This window comes from Micromonospora sp. WMMD1219 (genome assembly GCF_049315215.1).
Lineage (GTDB): Bacteria > Actinomycetota > Actinomycetes > Mycobacteriales > Micromonosporaceae > Micromonospora > Micromonospora tulbaghiae.
Genome location: NZ_CP186057.1, coordinates 6,016,667 through 6,032,500 on the forward strand (window position 1 = coordinate 6,016,667; position 15,834 = coordinate 6,032,500).

The window sequence follows — 15,834 nt, forward strand, 5'->3', positions numbered from 1 at the left end:
CCGACAGTAGCCCCGCCCTGTGACAGTTGACCAGCCGGCAGGGCGGGGCGCGGGCACCCGTACAGTTCAGCCCCGTGCTGGAGGAGATCGGCCTGACCCCGGACGAGGAGGAGCTCTACCGCTGCCTGGTCAGGGCGAACACGGCCCGGGTCGGTGAGCTCGCGCAGCGGCTGGGGCGGCCCCGCGCAGAGGTCGTCGCCCGGCTGGACGCCTTGCGGGACAAGGGTCTCGTGCTGCCGACCGGGCCGGGACCGGACGCGCCGCTGCGGCCGCTCGCGCCGGACGTGCCGCTCGGTGAGGCGCTGCTGCGCCGCCAGTCGGCGCTGGAGTCCGCCCGCGCCGCGGTGACCCAGCTCGCCGAGGACTACCGGGCCGGGATGCGGCGCCACGACGCCGCGCACCTGGTCGAGGTGGTCACCGGCGCGCGGGCGCTGCGCGAACGGCTGCGCGAGCTGCAGAACGGCGCGCGCGAGGAGGTGCTCTGGTTCTGCCGGGCGAACCCGCTGGCGATGCCCGGGCCGGAGAACGTCGAGGAGTTCGACGCGCTCGCCCGCGGTGTGCGCTACCGGGCCATCTACGAACGGGCGATGCTGCTGGAGCCGGGCGCGCTGGCCGACGTGGAGCGGGGCGTACACGCCGGGGAGCAGGCCCGCGTGCTGGACCGGCTGCCGGTTCGACTGGCCGTGGTGGACGGTCGTACCGCGGTCTGCCCGCTGGTGCCCGACCGCGACGGCGGCGAGCCGACCGCAGCGGTGATCGGCCGCAGTCAGCTGCTGGACGCGCTGGTCGCGCTCTTCGAGAGCCACTGGCTGATGGCCACGCCGCTCGGCACGCCGGCCGACCGGGCCGCCACCGGCTACCAGCCCGACGGCGACGAGGCACGGCTGCTGTCGCTGTTCGTGGCCGGGGTGCCGGACAAGTCGATCGCGTCACAGCTCGGCGTGAGCCGCCGTACCGTGCAGCGGCGGCTGGCCGACCTGATGGCCGCCGCCGGCGTCGACACCCGGCCCGGGCTGGCGTTCCAGGCCGCCCGGCGCGGCTGGATCTGACCGGGGCCGGGGCGGGACGGCCCCAGGACCGCCCCGCCCCGGCGTCTCACCGCAGGCCGTACGCGTCGACCACGGTCTGCGTCACGGTGCTGCCGGCCCGGTCCCGCGCCGAGACGCGCAGCGACACCGTGCCGCGCCCGGCCGGGACGTCGACTGTGAACCGGGTGCCGGAGCCGCGTACCGGCGCCGTGCGCCAGGTGCGTCCGCCGTCGAAGGACACCTCGGCGCGTACCGTCGCGCCGGCCGGCGCGGGCAGGCCCGCCGGGTGGCGCAGCGTCAGCCCGACTGTGTGCTTCCGCTTGCCGGGCGCCTCACCACGCAGGTCGGCCGGCACCCGGTAGTCGACCTGGAGCAGCGGCAGCGGCCGGGCCGCGTCACCGGCCGGGCGGGCCGAGGTGAACTCCCACGCCGTCTCGGTACGGGTCGCCCACCGCCATTCCGCCGACGACCGTGCCGTGGTCACGTCGAGGCGGTACCGGGCCGGACCCGCGGTGGTGGATACCGGCGCCCAGCCGTCGGACAGGTCGGCGATCTGCCGCCCGTCCCGGCTGACCCGGCGGGTCACCGTGTCCTGCTCCTCCGAGCGGCTGTCCACGCCGGCGTGACCGTCGGCGTCGACGAACTCGGCCACCCGCAGGTCGAGCGTGTCGGCGGTCCGGCTCGGCGCGGCCGCACCGGCCGGCACCGCGGGGCGCACCAGCGGCGCGTGCCACGACTCGGTGGTCCGGTCGGTGGCCGCGTAGCGCCGGGGCCGGTCGGACAGGCCGCCGGTCAGCGTCCCCATGCTGGAGAACATCAGCCGGTGCAGCACCCGGTGCTGCCACCACGAGTCACCGGAACTGACGTACTCCCGCCGGGTCGTCCCGATACGCACCATCCGCTGGTCGTCGTTCCAGGAGAACTCCTGCCAGGGCCGCCACCCGAACCGCTGCTCGGTGGCCCAGTCCAGGCCGCCGGTGTCGCCGTAACGCGCGGTCACCTCGGCCGTGTTGGCGGCGGTCACCCGGTGGGTGATCCGCTCCGGCACCCGGCCCCGCGACACCTGGAACACGTCGTAGAGGTACGGGCTGTCCACGGTGAGCGTGAGGTCGATGCGGGCCCGGCCGGTACGCGCCGCCGCGAGCAGCCGCTGCCCGTCGTCGTACGCCACCGCAAGCGCCGGCGCCGGAAGCCGGTCCCCGGTCGGACGCCACACCGTCCACGCGCTCTGGTCCGCCGGCCGGACGATCAGCACCGCCTTCGCGCCGGCCGCCGCCGCGGCTGCCACCTGCTCCTCCTCGGACCGGTCGGCGGACGCGGTGAGCAGCGCCGCCGCGCCCCGCACCCCGGCCAGCTCACCTGGCGCGCCGGTGCCGGCCGCGACCAGGCGCAGCCGCTGCCGCCCCGCCGGGGCCGGCGACTGACCCATCAGGTTGACGTCCGGCGCGCCGGACACGCCGCTGACGTCGATGTCGACCATCGGCGCGACGAGCTGCCAGCGCGAGGAGAACTCGAACTCGCCGCGGCGTACCTGCCGGGTCGGGGTGACGTTGAGCTGCTGCACGGTGCTGAACGTCATCACGCCGTGGTCGACCTGGCGGCCGTTGCCGAACACCCGGTGCTGGTAGAAGCTGAGGATGGCCCGCTGCTCGGAGGGTTTCGGCGTCTCGATCCGTACCGGTGTGCCGCGCCGCGGGTCGAGCACCACGGTGAGGTCCCGGTCCACTGTCAGCTCCGGGTCGGTGACCAGGGTGAGCTGCTCGTCCAGCGGCGCGCCGTGCTCGATCAGCGCGTGGAGCAGGTAGGGGCCCTCCTCCACCTGGATCTGCCACTCGTCGCCGCCGCCGAGCCAGCCCAGCGCGTCCGACTCGGGGTGTTCGCCGAACAGCGTCACCACCGGCGCCGGTCCGGGCCGACCGGCCAGGTCCAGCGCGCGCAGCGTCACGGTGTGCTGCGGGCCGCTGAGCGTCAGGCCGACTGCGGTGCGCACCGTCACGCCGTCCGTGCCGGTGGCCACCAGCCAGCCGCCGTGCGGGCCCCGGTCCAGCCGGGCCGGGTCGGCGCGCAGCGGCACGTCCACGCCGCCGCCGGCCGGCACGGTCACCGTGGCGGCGCCGAGCGTCAGGCCGTCGGTCTCGGCCGCGCCGCTGTCCAGGTTGCGCAGCTCCAGCGCGAGACGCAGCGTCTGCGCGGCAGCGGTGCCGTTGACGTAGCGCACCGTCCGGGTCGCGGCCGGCCCGCCGGTGGTCAGCCGGCCGAAGTCGGCGGTGGCGGTGCCGTACACCCGCTGGCGCAGCGCGCGGGCCACGTCGACCCGCCCAGCGCCCTGCTCGAACACCGTCGCGCCGGTGCTCGGCCGGGTCGTGCTCACCAGCGCGTCCTTGAGCTGCGCGGCGGTCCATCCGGGATGCTCCTGGGCCAGTACGGCGGCGGCGCCCGCGACGTGCGGCGTGGCCATCGAGGTACCGGAGGCGCGGGTGTAGGCGTCGTCGACCGGCGTACCCATCGTGGTGCCGGCGGCGCGGGCGGCGACGATGCCGACGCCCGGCGCGGTGATCTCCGGCTTCAGGCCGTTGTCGCCCAGCCGCGGACCGCGGCTGGAGAAGTCGGCGAGCACGTCGGCGCGGTCGACCGCGCCGACGGTGAGCGCGGCGGTGGCCGCGCCGGGCGAGCCGACGCTGCGCGGCTCGCCGTCGTTGCCGGCGGCGATCACGAACAGCGCGCCGGTCTCGGCGGTGAGGTCGTCGACGGCCTGGCTCATCGGGTCGGTGCCGTCGGTGGGCGCGCCGCCGAGACTCATGCTGACCACCTTCGCGCCGGAGCGCGCGGCCCACTCCATGCCGGCGATGATGCCGGAGTCGTAGCCGGAGCCGGAGTCGTCGAGCACCTTGCCGACCAGCAGCCGCGCGCCCGGCGCGACGCCCTTGCGCAGCCCCGCCGAGGCCGCGCCGCTGCCGGCGACGGTGGCCGCCACGTGGGTGCCGTGGCCGTGGCCGTCGCGGGCGCTGCCGCCGCCGGTGAAGTCGCGCGCCTCGGCGATCCGGCCGGCCAGGTCGGGGTGGCCGGCGTCCACGCCGGTGTCGAGCACCGCGACCCGCACCCCGGCGCCGTCGCGGCCGGCCGCCCAGGCGGCGGGCGCGCCGATCTGCGGGACGCTGTGCTCCAGCGCCACCCGGGCCCGCCCGTCGAGCCAGACGCGTTCCACGCCGGCGCCGAGCCGGACGGCTCCGGCACCCGCGGCGCGGGCCTGCGGCGCCTGCCGCAGGGACGTCCACAGCGCGCCCAGGTCGTCCTTGTCGACGCGCAGCGCGGCGCCGTTGATGCTGGACAGCGGACGGGACTCGGCGGCGACGGCGAGCGGGCGCACGCGCCCGGCGGCCGGCTCCCGGTAGCGCACGATCAGCGGCAGCGCCTTCTGGCCCGCGTCGCCGTAGCCCTGCTCGGCCAGCTCCTGCACGTCGAACAGGTCCGGGTCGAGCACGCCCGCCGACACGTACGGCACGACGTCGGCGGGGAGCACCCGCAGCCCGCCGTCGACCTGCGTGGTCTGGAAGACGATCCGGTCACGGCCCGGCCCGGGGTGGACCGTGGCGGCGATCCGGCCCGGCGCGGCCCGGACCAGCTCGACCTGGTCGCCGGTGATCAGCGTGACGCGGGCGGGCGGCGCACCCGGGGCGGATGTGCCCGGGGGCGGGCCGGCGGGCCGGGCGGGCGGTACGGCGGACGCCGGTACGGCGAGCCCGACCACCAACGCCCCGGCCACGCCGGCGGCGAGCCAGCGGGGGAACCGGTGCATGTGACGCTCCTCTACTCCGAGGCCGGCCTCGTAAGGCCGGCGATCGGAGTCTGCGACGGCGTCCGCTGCCGGGTCACCGGGTAGGGGCCGCCGCACCGGCGACATGTCGCCGAGTGGACACGAGCACGACGGAGTGGAGGCCGGGACGCCGGAGACCGTGTCGCCCAGCTCGCGTGCCGCCGCTTCCTCCGGCGGCGGCCCTGCGACCTGTCGGCCCGGCCGGGGTCGACACCCGACCGGACACGGCGTGCCGGTCCGCCCGCCGCGGCCGGCTCACGTCGCTCCGGCGTCCCGACCGTCGCGGCCCCGACCACCCCCTGGCCGAGCCCGCGACAGGTGGGCCGCATCCGGGAAGCGGCGGGCCTCACCGCCGCGCCCGGACTCACCTCATCGCGGCCCGTACGCCCACCGTAACGCGCGCGAGCGCCGGGACCGGTGGGCCGAACGGAGATTTCCGCTGAGCCGCTGGTCAGCGACGGTTGCCCCGCCAGCCCTGGACGGGGAGGTCGAACTTGGCCACCAGCCGGTCGGTGAACGGGCGGGCCCGCAGCCGGACGATGCGCACCGGCAGCGTGCCCCGGCGCACCGTGACCCGGGCGCCGGGCGGCAGGTCGTAGACGCGCCGTCCGTCGCAGCAGAGCACGGCCAGCGTGGTGAACGGGTCGACGGTGATGACGAACGTCGACGTGGGCGCGGTCACCAGCGGGCGGCTGAACAACGCGTGCGCGCTGATCGGCACCAGCAGCAGCGCCTCCACCTCGGGCCAGACCACCGGACCGCCGCCGGAGAACGCGTACGCGGTCGAGCCGGTCGGGGTCGCGCAGATCACGCCGTCGCAGCCGTACCGGGACAGCGGCCGGCCGTCCACGTCGACGAGCAGTTCCAGCATCTGGGCGCGTTCGCCCTTCTCCACGCTGATCTCGTTGAGCGCCCACGACTCGATGGTCGGCCCGCCCTCGAACTCGGCGGTGACGTCGAGGGTGAGCCGTTCGTCCACCGTGTAGTTGCGGTCGACCACGTCACGCACGGCGGTGTCCAGATCGTCGATCTCCGCCTCGGCGAGGAAGCCGACCTTGCCCAGGTTGATGCCGAGCAGCGGCACCTTGGCCGGGCGGGCCAGCTCGGCGGCGCGCAGGAACGTGCCGTCCCCGCCGAGCGCGAACACGATCTCGGCGCCCTCGGCGGCCTCCGGGCCGGTCACCGGCACCACGCCCGGCAGGTCCAGGTCGTCGGCCTCCTCGGCCACCACCCGCACCTCGAACCCGGCGGCGATCAGGTCGGCGGCCACCGCGCGGGCGTGCTCGGTGCTGCGTCGACGGCCGGTGTGCGTGACCAGCAGCGCGGTACGGCTCACCCGGACACCTCCTCGGTCGTGGCCGCCGTCGCGGCGGCGCCCTGCGGGCCGGCGGCCACCACCGCGCGGACCCGCTCCGGATCCGCGGCGGGCGCGTCCCCGCGCAACCATACGAAGAACTCGACGTTGCCGCTCGGCCCGGGCAGCGGGCTGGCCGCCACGCCGGCCAGGCCGAGGCCCAGCCCGGCGGCCGCCGCGGCCACGTCCAGCACCGCCTCGGCCCGCAGCGCCGGGTCGCGGACCACGCCGCCGGCGCCGACGCGCTCCTTGCCCACCTCGAACTGCGGCTTGACCATCAGCGCCAGGTCACCGCCGGGGCCGGTGCACGCGGCCAGCGCGGGCAGCACCAGCCGCAGTGAGATGAACGACAGGTCGGCCACCGTCAGGTCGACCGGGCCGCCGATCGCCTCCGGCGTGAGGGTACGCACGTTGGTGCGCTCGAACACCCGGACCCGCTCGTCGGTACGCAGCGACCAGGCGAGCTGCCCGTAGCCGACGTCCACGGCGACCACCTCGGCGGCGCCGCCGCGCAGCAGCACGTCGGTGAACCCACCTGTCGACGCCCCGGCGTCCAGGCAGCGCCGGCCGGCGACGGTCAGGCCGCCGAGGGCGAACGCGGCGAGCGCGCCGGCCAGCTTGTGGCCGCCCCGGGAGACGTACTCGTCGGCCGGGTCCTCGCCGGTGACCAGCAGCGGATCGGCCGGGTCGACCATCGCCGCGGGCTTGCGCGCCCGCACTCCGCGCAGCTGGACGCGACCGGCCTCCACCAGCGCGGCGGCCTGCTCGCGGGAGCGGGCCAGCCCGCGCCGGACGAGTTCGGCGTCCAGCCGGGTACGACGAGCCATCAGGTGTCTCTCCGCCTCTGCTCAGGCCTGGTCGATGGTGGCGAGGGTCTCGCGCAGCGTCTCGTACGCCGCCTCGTACTGGGCGATCTGGTCGGCCGGCGCCAGCGCCTCGGCGTTGGCCATGCCGAGCACCGCGGCGTCCACCGCCGGGTGCCGCGCCTCGCCGACCTCCTCGACCGGCGCGGGGCGTACCCCCGGGGGCGGTCCGGGCCGCGGACCCGGCGGCGGACCGGGCCGGGGCGCGGTCACGAGCCGGCCGCCCGGCGCCCGGTGGCCTTCTTCGCCTGCGCGGCGTCCGGAGTGCGGGAGACCGTGGCCGGTGGCTTCTTCGCGATCGCCTTCTTGGCCACCGCCTTCTTCGCCACCGCCTTCTTCGCCACCGCCTTCGACGGCGTCGTCGCCGGGGCCTTCGTCGGTGTCGTGGCCGGGGTGTTCGGCGGCGTCGTGGCGGAGGCCGCCTCTGCGTGGGACGGCTCCGGCTCGGACGGCCCGGCCTCGGACGACTCGCTCTTGGACGACTTACTCTTGGGCGACTCGGCCTCGGGCGACCCCGCCTTAGACGACTCGGCGGCGTCCGGCTCGGTCTGCGCCGGGGCGGTCCCGGCCGGTCCGGCGGACGGCTCGGGCCGCGTGGTGCCCGGTTCGAGGGTGCCGCGCGCCTCGCGGAGCTGCCGCTCCAGGTCGTGCACCCGGCGGGTCAGCTCGGCGACCTCGTCGGCGGTGGCCAGCCCGACCGCGCCCAGCGCCCGGTCCACCTCGAAGCGGACCAGCTTGGTCAGCGACTCCCGGTTCGCCAGGCCGGTCGCGACCAGTTCCTCGGCGAGCGTCTGGAGCTGGGCGGCCGTCGCGCCGCCCTGGCCGACGACGCGCATGACCGCGTCCTGTGCCTTCTTCCGGGGCGCCTCCGTCAGGCCCATGGCCAGCTCGAGGTAGGCGCGCCACGCGTCCTGCATGCCTGAGTCCTTCCGCGGGGCGAGGTGTGCAGGTGCCACGCTACCGGGCACCCCGGACGCCCCATTGCGGTACGGTGCCGGGAACGGCGTGGTTCGTGGTGAGGAGACGATGTGGCCAGCGTGGACGAGTGCCGGCAGGCGTTGCAGGACCTGGCCGCGCGGCTGGACCGCAACGCCGAGGCACAGGGCCGCATCGACCTCGACCGCACCCTGGCCTGCCGGATCACCGACCTCGGCACCGCGTTCCACGGGCGGCTGGAGGGTGGCCGGCTGGTCGACCTGGCCGACGGCGACGACCCGAAGGCGAAGATCGCGCTGAGCACCGGCAGCGACGACCTCGTCGCGCTGGTGCACGGCCGGCTCGACGTCATGTCGGCGGTGGCCTCCCGGCGGGTGTCGATCAAGGCGAACCCGTTCGACCTGATGAAGCTCCGCAAGCTGCTCTGACGGCAGCCCGGCGCCTCAGTCGTCGAGGCCGAACGCGGCGAGCGCTTCCGCCGCCGCCGGGGACTGCGCGCGCACGCGCGGCCCGGCCGCCGTCGACCAGGCCACCGCGCACAGCGCGGCCAGCGCGTCCAGGGGCGCTCCCGCGCCGTCGAGCACGAGGTCCGCGCCGGACTCCGTCACCGACCAGCCGCCGGCCGTCGCCCGGCCCGGCACCGCCACCACCGCGGCCGGGTCGAACAGGCCCGCCAGGTCGAACGAGACGTACGCGGGGCGGCGCTCCTCGGGTGCGGCCAGCAGCTCGGCGGCGTCGCTGACCCCGGTCAGCACCAGCAGGCTGTCCAGCCCGGCCCGGCGGGCGCCCTCGATGTCGGTGTCCAGCCGGTCGCCCACCACGAGCGTGCGCCCGGTTCCGGCGCGCCGCGCGGCGGTGGTGAACAGCGCCGGCTCCGGCTTGCCCACCACCACGTCGGGGTCGCGGCCCAGCGCGGTACGCAGCACCGCGACGAGCGAGCCGTTGCCCGGCAGCGGGCCGCGCGGGCTGGGCAGGGTGCGGTCGGTGTTGGTGGCGTACCAGGGTGCGCCCGCCCGTACCGCCAGGGACGCCTCGGCCAGGTCGGACCAGCCGACCTGCGGGCCGTAGCCCTGGGCCACCGCGGCGGGCTCCTCGTCAGCGGTGGACACCGGCCGCAGGCCCACCGCGCGCAGCTCGGCCCGCAGCGCCTCCGCGCCGACCACGAGCACGGCCGCGCCCTCGGGCAGCCGGTCCCGGAGCAGCTCGGCGGTGGCCGCCGCAGAGGTGAGCACCTCCGCCGGCTGCGCCGGAACCCCCATGCCGGTGAGCAGGTCGGCCACCTCGCTGGAGCGGCGGGAGGCGTTGTTCGTCGCGTACGCGACCGCCCGCCCCTCGGCGTGCAGCCGGCCGACCGCCTCGACCGCGCCGGGGATGGGCCGGTCGATCAGGTAGATGACGCCGTCCAGGTCGAAGACGACAAGCGAGTACGCCTCGACCAGTGGGCCGCCCGCCCCGGCGCGGTCGGGTTGTCCCCGATCCGCGCCGGAGGCGGAGTCACCGGCGTACCCGGTCATCGGCGGTCCGCCGCCTCGCCCTCGCCGCCCGCGGCGTCACCCGGCGCGGGCCGGTCGCCGCCGGCCTCGTCCGCCGGGGTGGCAGCCGCGGCCTCGGCAGTGCCGGTCGGTGCGGTGGTGGCCGGTTCCTCGTTCGCCGCGACGAAGGTCGGGGTGGTGGCGGTGCTGGTGGCGAGCGAGCCGGCCTCGGTGTCGGTCAGCTCGTCGTCGGCCAGATCGCCGGCGTCACGGTCCCGGTAGCCGGCCCGTGCCGCGTCCCCGCCGGCACCCGGAGTGACGTCGCCGCCGCCGCTCAGCCGCGCGTCGTCCTCGTCATCGTCGAGGTCGTCATCGTCTTCGTCGTCGAGGTCGTCGTCTTCGTCCTCGTCGTCGTCATCGTCGTCGAGGTCGTCGTCTTCGTCCTCGTCATCGTCGTCATCGTCATCGTCATCGAGGTCGTCGTCATCGTCGTCGTCGTCGAGGTCGTCGTCGTCCTCGTCGTCGTCGCTGGCGGCCTCGGCCGACGGCTCGGACGCGTCCGCGTCGTCCTCCGGCTCGTCGTCGCCCTCGATGACCACGCCGTCCAGCTCCAGCAGCCGCTCGGCGGCGTCGGTCTCCCCCTCGGAGTCGACGTCGGCAGCCCGGGAGAACCACTCCCGCGCCTCCTCGCGCCGGTCCACCGCCAGCAGGGCGTCCGCGTACGCGTAGCGCAGCCGCGCCGCCCACGGCTCGGTCGAGTCCCCGGTCAGCTCGCGGACCTGGAGCATCGCCACCGCGGCGTCCTTCTGCCCGAGGTCACCGCGCGCCCCGGCGGCCACGATCAGCAGCTCGATCGCGACGGCCTGGTCGAGCTTGTCCCGGTCCGCGCCGCGGAACAGGTCGATGGCCCGCTCCGGCCGGCCCAGCGCCCGCTCGCAGTCGGCCAGCACCGCCAGGTGGCTCTGCAGGCCGGTCATCCGGTGGTACGTCCGCAGCTCGGCGATGGCGGTCTGCCACTCACCCGCGTGGTACGCGGCCAGCCCGACGGCCTCCCGCACTGCGGCGATCCGCGAGGCGAGCCGGCGGGCCGCCATGGCGTGCGCCAGCGCCAGCGGCGGGTCCTCGTCGATCAGCAGACCGGTCGCGACCAGGTGCCGGGCGACCGTCTCCGCCACCGGCTTGGCGAGGGAGAGCAGCTCGGCCCGGACGGCCGAGTCGAGGTCGCTCGCGACGACGTCGTCGGGCAGCTCCGGCGCCTCACCGGTACGCCTCTCGCCACGCTCGTCCTGGCGCTCCCGCTGCGGGCCGTAGCTGCCAGTCCGGCGGTCGTCGCCACCCGGCCGGTCGCCGTAACCACGGCGCTCACCGTCCCGCTCGCCCCGGTAGCCGCCCGGCTGCCGGTCGTCGCGACGGAAGCCACGGTCGCGGTCGCCGCCACGGAAACCGCCCTCACGACGGTCGCCCCCACGGAAACCGCCCTCACGGGCACCACCCCGGAAGCCACCCTCACGGCGTTCGCCGCCGGCGTAGCTCTCCCGGCGGTTGTCGCCGCCCTGGTAACCGCCTTCGCGACGGTCGCCACCACGGAACCCGCCCTCACGGGCACCGCCCTCACGACGGTCGCCGCCACGGAAGCCACCCTCACGGTCGCCACCACGGAACCCGCCGCCCTCACGACGGTCGCCACCGCGGAAACCGCCCTCGCGGGTGCCGCCCTCACGACGATCCCCGCCACGGAAACCGCCCTCACGACGATCCCCGCCACGGAAGCCACCCTCACGGGTGCCGCCTTCACGGCGGTCGCCACCACGGAAGCCGCCTTCGCGACGGTCACCACCGCCGAAGCCGCCTTCACGACGGTCACCGCCACGGAAGCCGCCTTCGCGACGGTCGCCGCCACGGGCGCCACTGTCACGGTCACCACCACGGAAACCGCCCTCGCGACGGTCACCACCGCGGAAGCCACCGTCACGGAAGCCGCCGCCTTCACGACGGTCGCCACCGCGGAAGCCGCCCTCACGACGGTCGCCGCCACGGGCGCCACTGTCACGGTCACCACCACGGAAACCGCCCTCGCGACGGTCACCACCGCGGAAGCCGCCTTCACGACGGTCACCACCGCCGAATCCGCCTTCACGACGATCCCCGCTACGGAAGCCGCCCTCACGACGATCCCCACCGCGGAAACCGCCTTCACGACGGTCACCACCGCCGAATCCGCCTTCACGACGATCCCCGCCACGGAAACCACCGTCACGGGCACCGCCTTCACGGCGCTCGCCCCCACGGAAGCCACCCTCACGACGGTCGCCACCACCGAAGCCGCCCTCACGACGGTCACCGCCACGGAAACCAGCGTCACGGGCACCGCCTTCACGGCGCTCGCCCCCACGGAAGCCACCCTCACGACGGTCACCGCCGCGGAACCCGCCCTCGCGACGGTCGCCGCCGTCGCGGCCTCCGCTCCGGAAGCCACCCTCGCGGTCGCCGCCACGGAAACCGCCCTCACGACGGTCACCGCCGCCGAAGCCACCCTCGCGACGGTCACCGCCACGGAAGCCGCCTTCACGGCGGTCACCGCCACGGAAGCCGCCTTCACGGCGGTCACCGCCACGGAAACCGCCCTCACGACGGTCACCGCCGCGGAAGCCACCCTCACGGTCGCCACCACGGAACCCGCCGCCCTCGCGACGGTCACCGCCGCGGAAACCGCCTTCGCGACGGTCGCCGCCACGGGCGCCACTGTCACGGTCACCACCACGGAAGCCACCCGGGCGGTCGTCGCGGCCGCCCCGGTACGAGGGACGGTCATCGCGACGGCCGTCGCGGCCGGCGTCACCACGCCCCTGGCCGCGGTCGGCGCGATCCTCGTAACGACGGGGGCGGTCCCCGCCCTGGGGTCCTGAGCTCACAGGCACATCCTTCCTGATGCCGTTTCCGCCGAGAACGCTAACGCAGTCGAGGGCCGCCCCTGCTGGGGCGGCCCTCGACTGGAAGATTGTCCGGCGGTGTCCTACTCTCCCACACCCTCCCGAGTGCAGTACCATCGGCGCTGGAGGGCTTAGCTTCCGGGTTCGGAATGTGACCGGGCGTTTCCCCTCCGCCATGACCGCCGTAACTCTATGAACATGTCAACCAACCCAGATGGGTGGTGGTTTGTTCAGAGTTGCACAGTGGACGCGTAGCAGCTTGGTAGTCAAGTCCTCGGCCTATTAGTACCGGTCAACTGAACCCGTTACCGGGCTTACATTTCCGGCCTATCAACCCAGTCGTCTAGCTGGGGGCCTTACCCCACAATGTGGGTGGGATACCTCATCTTGAAGCGAGCTTCCCGCTTAGATGCTTTCAGCGGTTATCCCTTCCGAACGTAGCTAACCAGCCGTGCCCCTGGCGGGACAACTGGCACACCAGAGGTTCGTCCGTCCCGGTCCTCTCGTACTAGGGACAGCCCTTCTCAAGTATCCTACGCGCACGGCGGATAGGGACCGAACTGTCTCACGACGTTCTAAACCCAGCTCGCGTACCGCTTTAATGGGCGAACAGCCCAACCCTTGGGACCTGCTACAGCCCCAGGATGCGACGAGCCGACATCGAGGTGCCAAACCATCCCGTCGATATGGACTCTTGGGGAAGATCAGCCTGTTATCCCCGGGGTACCTTTTATCCGTTGAGCGACACCGCTTCCACATGCCAGTGCCGGATCACTAGTCCCGACTTTCGTCCCTGCTCGACCTGTCAGTCTCACAGTCAAGCTCCCTTGTGCACTTGCACTCAACACCTGATTGCCAACCAGGCTGAGGGAACCTTTGGGCGCCTCCGTTACCCTTTAGGAGGCAACCGCCCCAGTTAAACTACCCACCAGACACTGTCCCTGAACCGGATAACGGTCCGAAGTTAGATACCCAAATCAACCAGAGTGGTATTTCAAGATTGCCTCCACCCATACTGGCGTATGGACTTCACCGGCTCCCACCTATCCTACACAAGCTAATTCAGATACCAATGTCAAGCTATAGTAAAGGTCCCGGGGTCTTTCCGTCCTGCCGCGCGTAACGAGCATCTTTACTCGTAATGCAATTTCGCCGGGCCTGTGGTTGAGACAGTGGGGAAGTCGTTACGCCATTCGTGCAGGTCGGAACTTACCCGACAAGGAATTTCGCTACCTTAGGATGGTTATAGTTACCACCGCCGTTTACTGGCGCTTAAGTTCTCCGCTTCGCCCCGAAGAGCTAACAGGTCCCCTTAACGTTCCAGCACCGGGCAGGCGTCAGTCCATATACATCGAATTACTTCTTCGCATGGACCTGTGTTTTTAGTAAACAGTCGCTTCCCCCTGCTCTCTGCGGCCATACAACGCTCCACCCGCGCGGGGCTTCACGTCTCCGGCCCCCCTTCTCCCTAAGTTACGGGGGCAATTTGCCGAGTTCCTTAACCACAGTTCGCCCGATCGCCTCGGTATTCTCTACCTGACCACCTGTGTCGGTTTGGGGTACGGGCCGCTAAGAACTCGCTAGAGGCTTTTCTCGGCAGCATAGGATCACTGACTTCACCTGAATCGGCTCGGCATCACGTCTCAGCCTCATGGTGTGCGGATTTGCCTACACACCGGCCTACACGCTTACCCCGGCACAACCACCGGCCGGGCTCAGCTACCTTCCTGCGTCACCCCATCGCTTGACTACTACCCGCCAGGTTCCCACGCTCCCCACCATTGGTCCGAAGACCGCCGGCAGCTCGGGTGGTTAGCACAACGAGGTTCGTCAGGGTCGCTCTTTCGCGGGTACGGGAATATCAACCCGTTGTCCATCGACTACGCCTCTCGGCCTCGCCTTAGGTCCCGACTCACCCAGGGCGGATTAGCCTGGCCCTGGAACCCTTGGTCATCCGGCGGAAGGGTTTCTCACCCTTCTTTCGCTACTCATGCCTGCATTCTCACTCGTGCCGCGTCCACAACTGGGTCACCCCGCTGCTTCACCCCCGGCACGACGCTCCCCTACCCATCCACACACCTGCATATCCCATCAAGGAGATACGAAGTTATTATGTGAATGCCACAGCTTCGGCGGTGTGCTTGAGCCCCGCTACATTGTCGGCGCGGAACCACTTGACCAGTGAGCTATTACGCACTCTTTAAAGGGTGGCTGCTTCTAAGCCAACCTCCTGGTTGTCTATGCGACCCCACATCCTTTTCCACTTAGCACACGCTTAGGGGCCTTAGCTGGTGATCTGGGCTGTTTCCCTCTCGACTACGAAGCTTATCCCCCGCAGTCTCACTGCCGCGCTCTCACTTACCGGCATTCGGAGTTTGGCTGATTTCGGTAAGCTTGTGGGCCCCCTAGACCATCCAGTGCTCTACCTCCGGCAAGAAACACGCGACGCTGCACCTAAATGCATTTCGGGGAGAACCAGCTATCACGGAGTTTGATTGGCCTTTCACCCCTAACCACAGGTCATCCCCCAACTTTTCAACGTTGGTGGGTTCGGCCCTCCACGCGGTCTTACCCGCGCTTCAGCCTGCCCATGGCTAGATCACTCCGCTTCGGGTCTAGAGCATGCGACTAAAAACGCCCTATTCAGACTCGCTTTCGCTACGGCTCCCCCACACGGGTTAACCTCGCCACATGCCACTAACTCGCAGGCTCATTCTTCAAAAGGCACGCCGTCACCCCGCAAGGCTCCGACGGATTGTAGGCGAACGGTTTCAGGTACTATTTCACTCCCCTCCCGGGGTACTTTTCACCATTCCCTCACGGTACTCGTCCGCTATCGGTCACCAGGAAGTATTTAGGCTTACCAGGTGGTCCTGGCAGATTCACGGCAGATTTCAGGAGTCCGCCGCTACTCGGGAACACCCACAGAAGACCAGCAGCTTTCACCTACCGGACTATCACCGTCTACGGTCAGCCATTCCAGACTGTTCGACTAACCACTGGCTTTGTAACTCCTCGAACAAGTGTCAGCTTGTCCAGCAGGGTCCCACAACCCCGACCACGCAACCCCTGACAGGTATCACACGCCGCCGGTTTAGCCTCAATCCGCTTTCGCTCGCCACTACTCACGGAATCACTAATTTGTTTTCTCTTCCTACGGGTACTGAGATGTTTCACTTCCCCGCGTTCCCCCCACACACCCTATGTGTTCAGGTGCGGGTGACATCACATGACTGATGCCGGGTTTCCCCATTCGGACACCCTGGGATCACAGCTTGGTTGACAGCTCCCCCAGGCCTATCGCGGCCTCCCACGTCCTTCATCGGCTCCTGGTGCCAAGGCATCCACCGTTCGCCCTTGACAACTTGACCACAAAGATGCTCGCGTCCACTGTGCAATTCTCAACAAACAACCAACCCACAACCCACAGCCCCACA

The 15,834-nt window shown here is 72.0% G+C and carries 9 protein-coding genes, 2 rRNA genes and 1 pseudogene; 3 read left to right on the forward strand and 9 right to left on the reverse strand.

Annotated elements, in window-relative coordinates:
- The first annotated feature begins 74 nt into the window (after window positions 1-74).
- Window positions 75-1,049 carry a helix-turn-helix domain-containing protein gene (locus ACN27C_RS28085; RefSeq protein ID WP_422749238.1) on the forward strand — a complete coding sequence of 325 codons (975 nt, stop codon included), beginning with the start codon at window positions 75-77 and terminating at the stop codon, window positions 1,047-1,049.
- Between the two features lie 46 nt (window positions 1,050-1,095).
- Here the strand turns inward: ACN27C_RS28085 and ACN27C_RS28090 are convergent, their stop codons facing one another.
- From ACN27C_RS28090 to ACN27C_RS28110, 5 genes are all read right to left on the reverse strand, one after another.
- Window positions 1,096-4,824, reverse strand: coding sequence for a S8 family serine peptidase (locus tag ACN27C_RS28090; RefSeq protein WP_422749240.1), 3,729 nt, complete (start codon window positions 4,822-4,824; stop codon window positions 1,096-1,098).
- A 469-nt stretch (window positions 4,825-5,293) separates the two neighbouring features.
- Window positions 5,294-6,178 carry an NAD kinase gene (locus ACN27C_RS28095; RefSeq protein ID WP_013285580.1) on the reverse strand — a complete coding sequence of 295 codons (885 nt, stop codon included), beginning with the start codon at window positions 6,176-6,178 and terminating at the stop codon, window positions 5,294-5,296.
- Entirely contained in the window at window positions 6,175-7,023 is an 849-nt protein-coding gene (locus tag ACN27C_RS28100) for a TlyA family RNA methyltransferase (protein WP_422749242.1), read from the reverse strand. The genes ACN27C_RS28095 and ACN27C_RS28100 overlap by 4 nt, the downstream gene beginning before the upstream one ends.
- 21 nt (window positions 7,024-7,044) lie before the next feature.
- Window positions 7,045-7,272: a hypothetical protein gene (locus tag ACN27C_RS28105; RefSeq protein WP_073831637.1), complete on the reverse strand. Its 228-nt coding sequence runs from the start codon at window positions 7,270-7,272 to the stop codon at window positions 7,045-7,047.
- Window positions 7,269-7,976 (reverse strand): phasin family protein, encoded by a 708-nt coding sequence (locus tag ACN27C_RS28110; RefSeq protein WP_422749245.1) that lies wholly within the window; start codon window positions 7,974-7,976, stop codon window positions 7,269-7,271. The genes ACN27C_RS28105 and ACN27C_RS28110 overlap by 4 nt, the downstream gene beginning before the upstream one ends.
- A 111-nt stretch (window positions 7,977-8,087) precedes the next feature.
- Between ACN27C_RS28110 and ACN27C_RS28115 the strand changes: the two genes are divergently transcribed.
- Complete coding sequence (locus tag ACN27C_RS28115) at window positions 8,088-8,423, forward strand: SCP2 sterol-binding domain-containing protein (RefSeq protein WP_120570457.1); 336 nt, start codon at window positions 8,088-8,090, stop codon at window positions 8,421-8,423.
- Window positions 8,424-8,438: 15 nt separating this feature from the next.
- Here the strand turns inward: ACN27C_RS28115 and ACN27C_RS28120 are convergent, their stop codons facing one another.
- Together ACN27C_RS28120 and ACN27C_RS28125 are read right to left on the reverse strand one after the other, a co-directional pair.
- On the reverse strand, window positions 8,439-9,509 hold the full coding sequence (locus ACN27C_RS28120; protein ID WP_422749247.1) for an HAD-IIA family hydrolase: 1,071 nt from the start codon (window positions 9,507-9,509) through the stop codon (window positions 8,439-8,441).
- Between the two features lie 445 nt (window positions 9,510-9,954).
- Window positions 9,955-10,642 (reverse strand): annotated as a pseudogene (locus ACN27C_RS28125) (Replicase polyprotein 1ab); the annotation flags it as partial.
- Between ACN27C_RS28125 and ACN27C_RS28130 the strand changes: the two are divergent.
- A complete protein-coding gene (locus ACN27C_RS28130) occupies window positions 10,565-12,373 on the forward strand; it encodes a hypothetical protein (protein ID WP_422749249.1) in 1,809 nt (602 codons plus the stop codon). The pseudogene ACN27C_RS28125 and the gene ACN27C_RS28130 overlap by 78 nt on opposite strands.
- 94 nt (window positions 12,374-12,467) lie before the next feature.
- Here ACN27C_RS28130 and rrf read toward each other — a convergent pair.
- A 5S ribosomal RNA gene (rrf, locus tag ACN27C_RS28135) occupies window positions 12,468-12,584 on the reverse strand.
- Between the two features lie 75 nt (window positions 12,585-12,659).
- Window positions 12,660-15,768: ribosomal RNA gene (locus ACN27C_RS28140) — 23S ribosomal RNA — on the reverse strand.
- Between the last annotated feature and the right edge of the window lie 66 nt (window positions 15,769-15,834).

Bases quoted from the DNA above. Each gene is read 5' to 3' on its own strand.
- ACN27C_RS28100 (WP_422749242.1), bottom strand. From the start codon at position 7,023: ATGGCTCGTCGTACCCGGCTGGACGCCGAACTCGTCCGGCGCGGGCTG.
- ACN27C_RS28090 (WP_422749240.1), bottom strand. From the start codon at position 4,824: ATGCACCGGTTCCCCCGCTGGCTCGCCGCCGGCGTGGCCGGGGCGTTG.
- ACN27C_RS28110 (WP_422749245.1), bottom strand. From the start codon at position 7,976: ATGCAGGACGCGTGGCGCGCCTACCTCGAGCTGGCCATGGGCCTGACG.
- ACN27C_RS28120 (WP_422749247.1), bottom strand. From the start codon at position 9,509: ATGACCGGGTACGCCGGTGACTCCGCCTCCGGCGCGGATCGGGGACAA.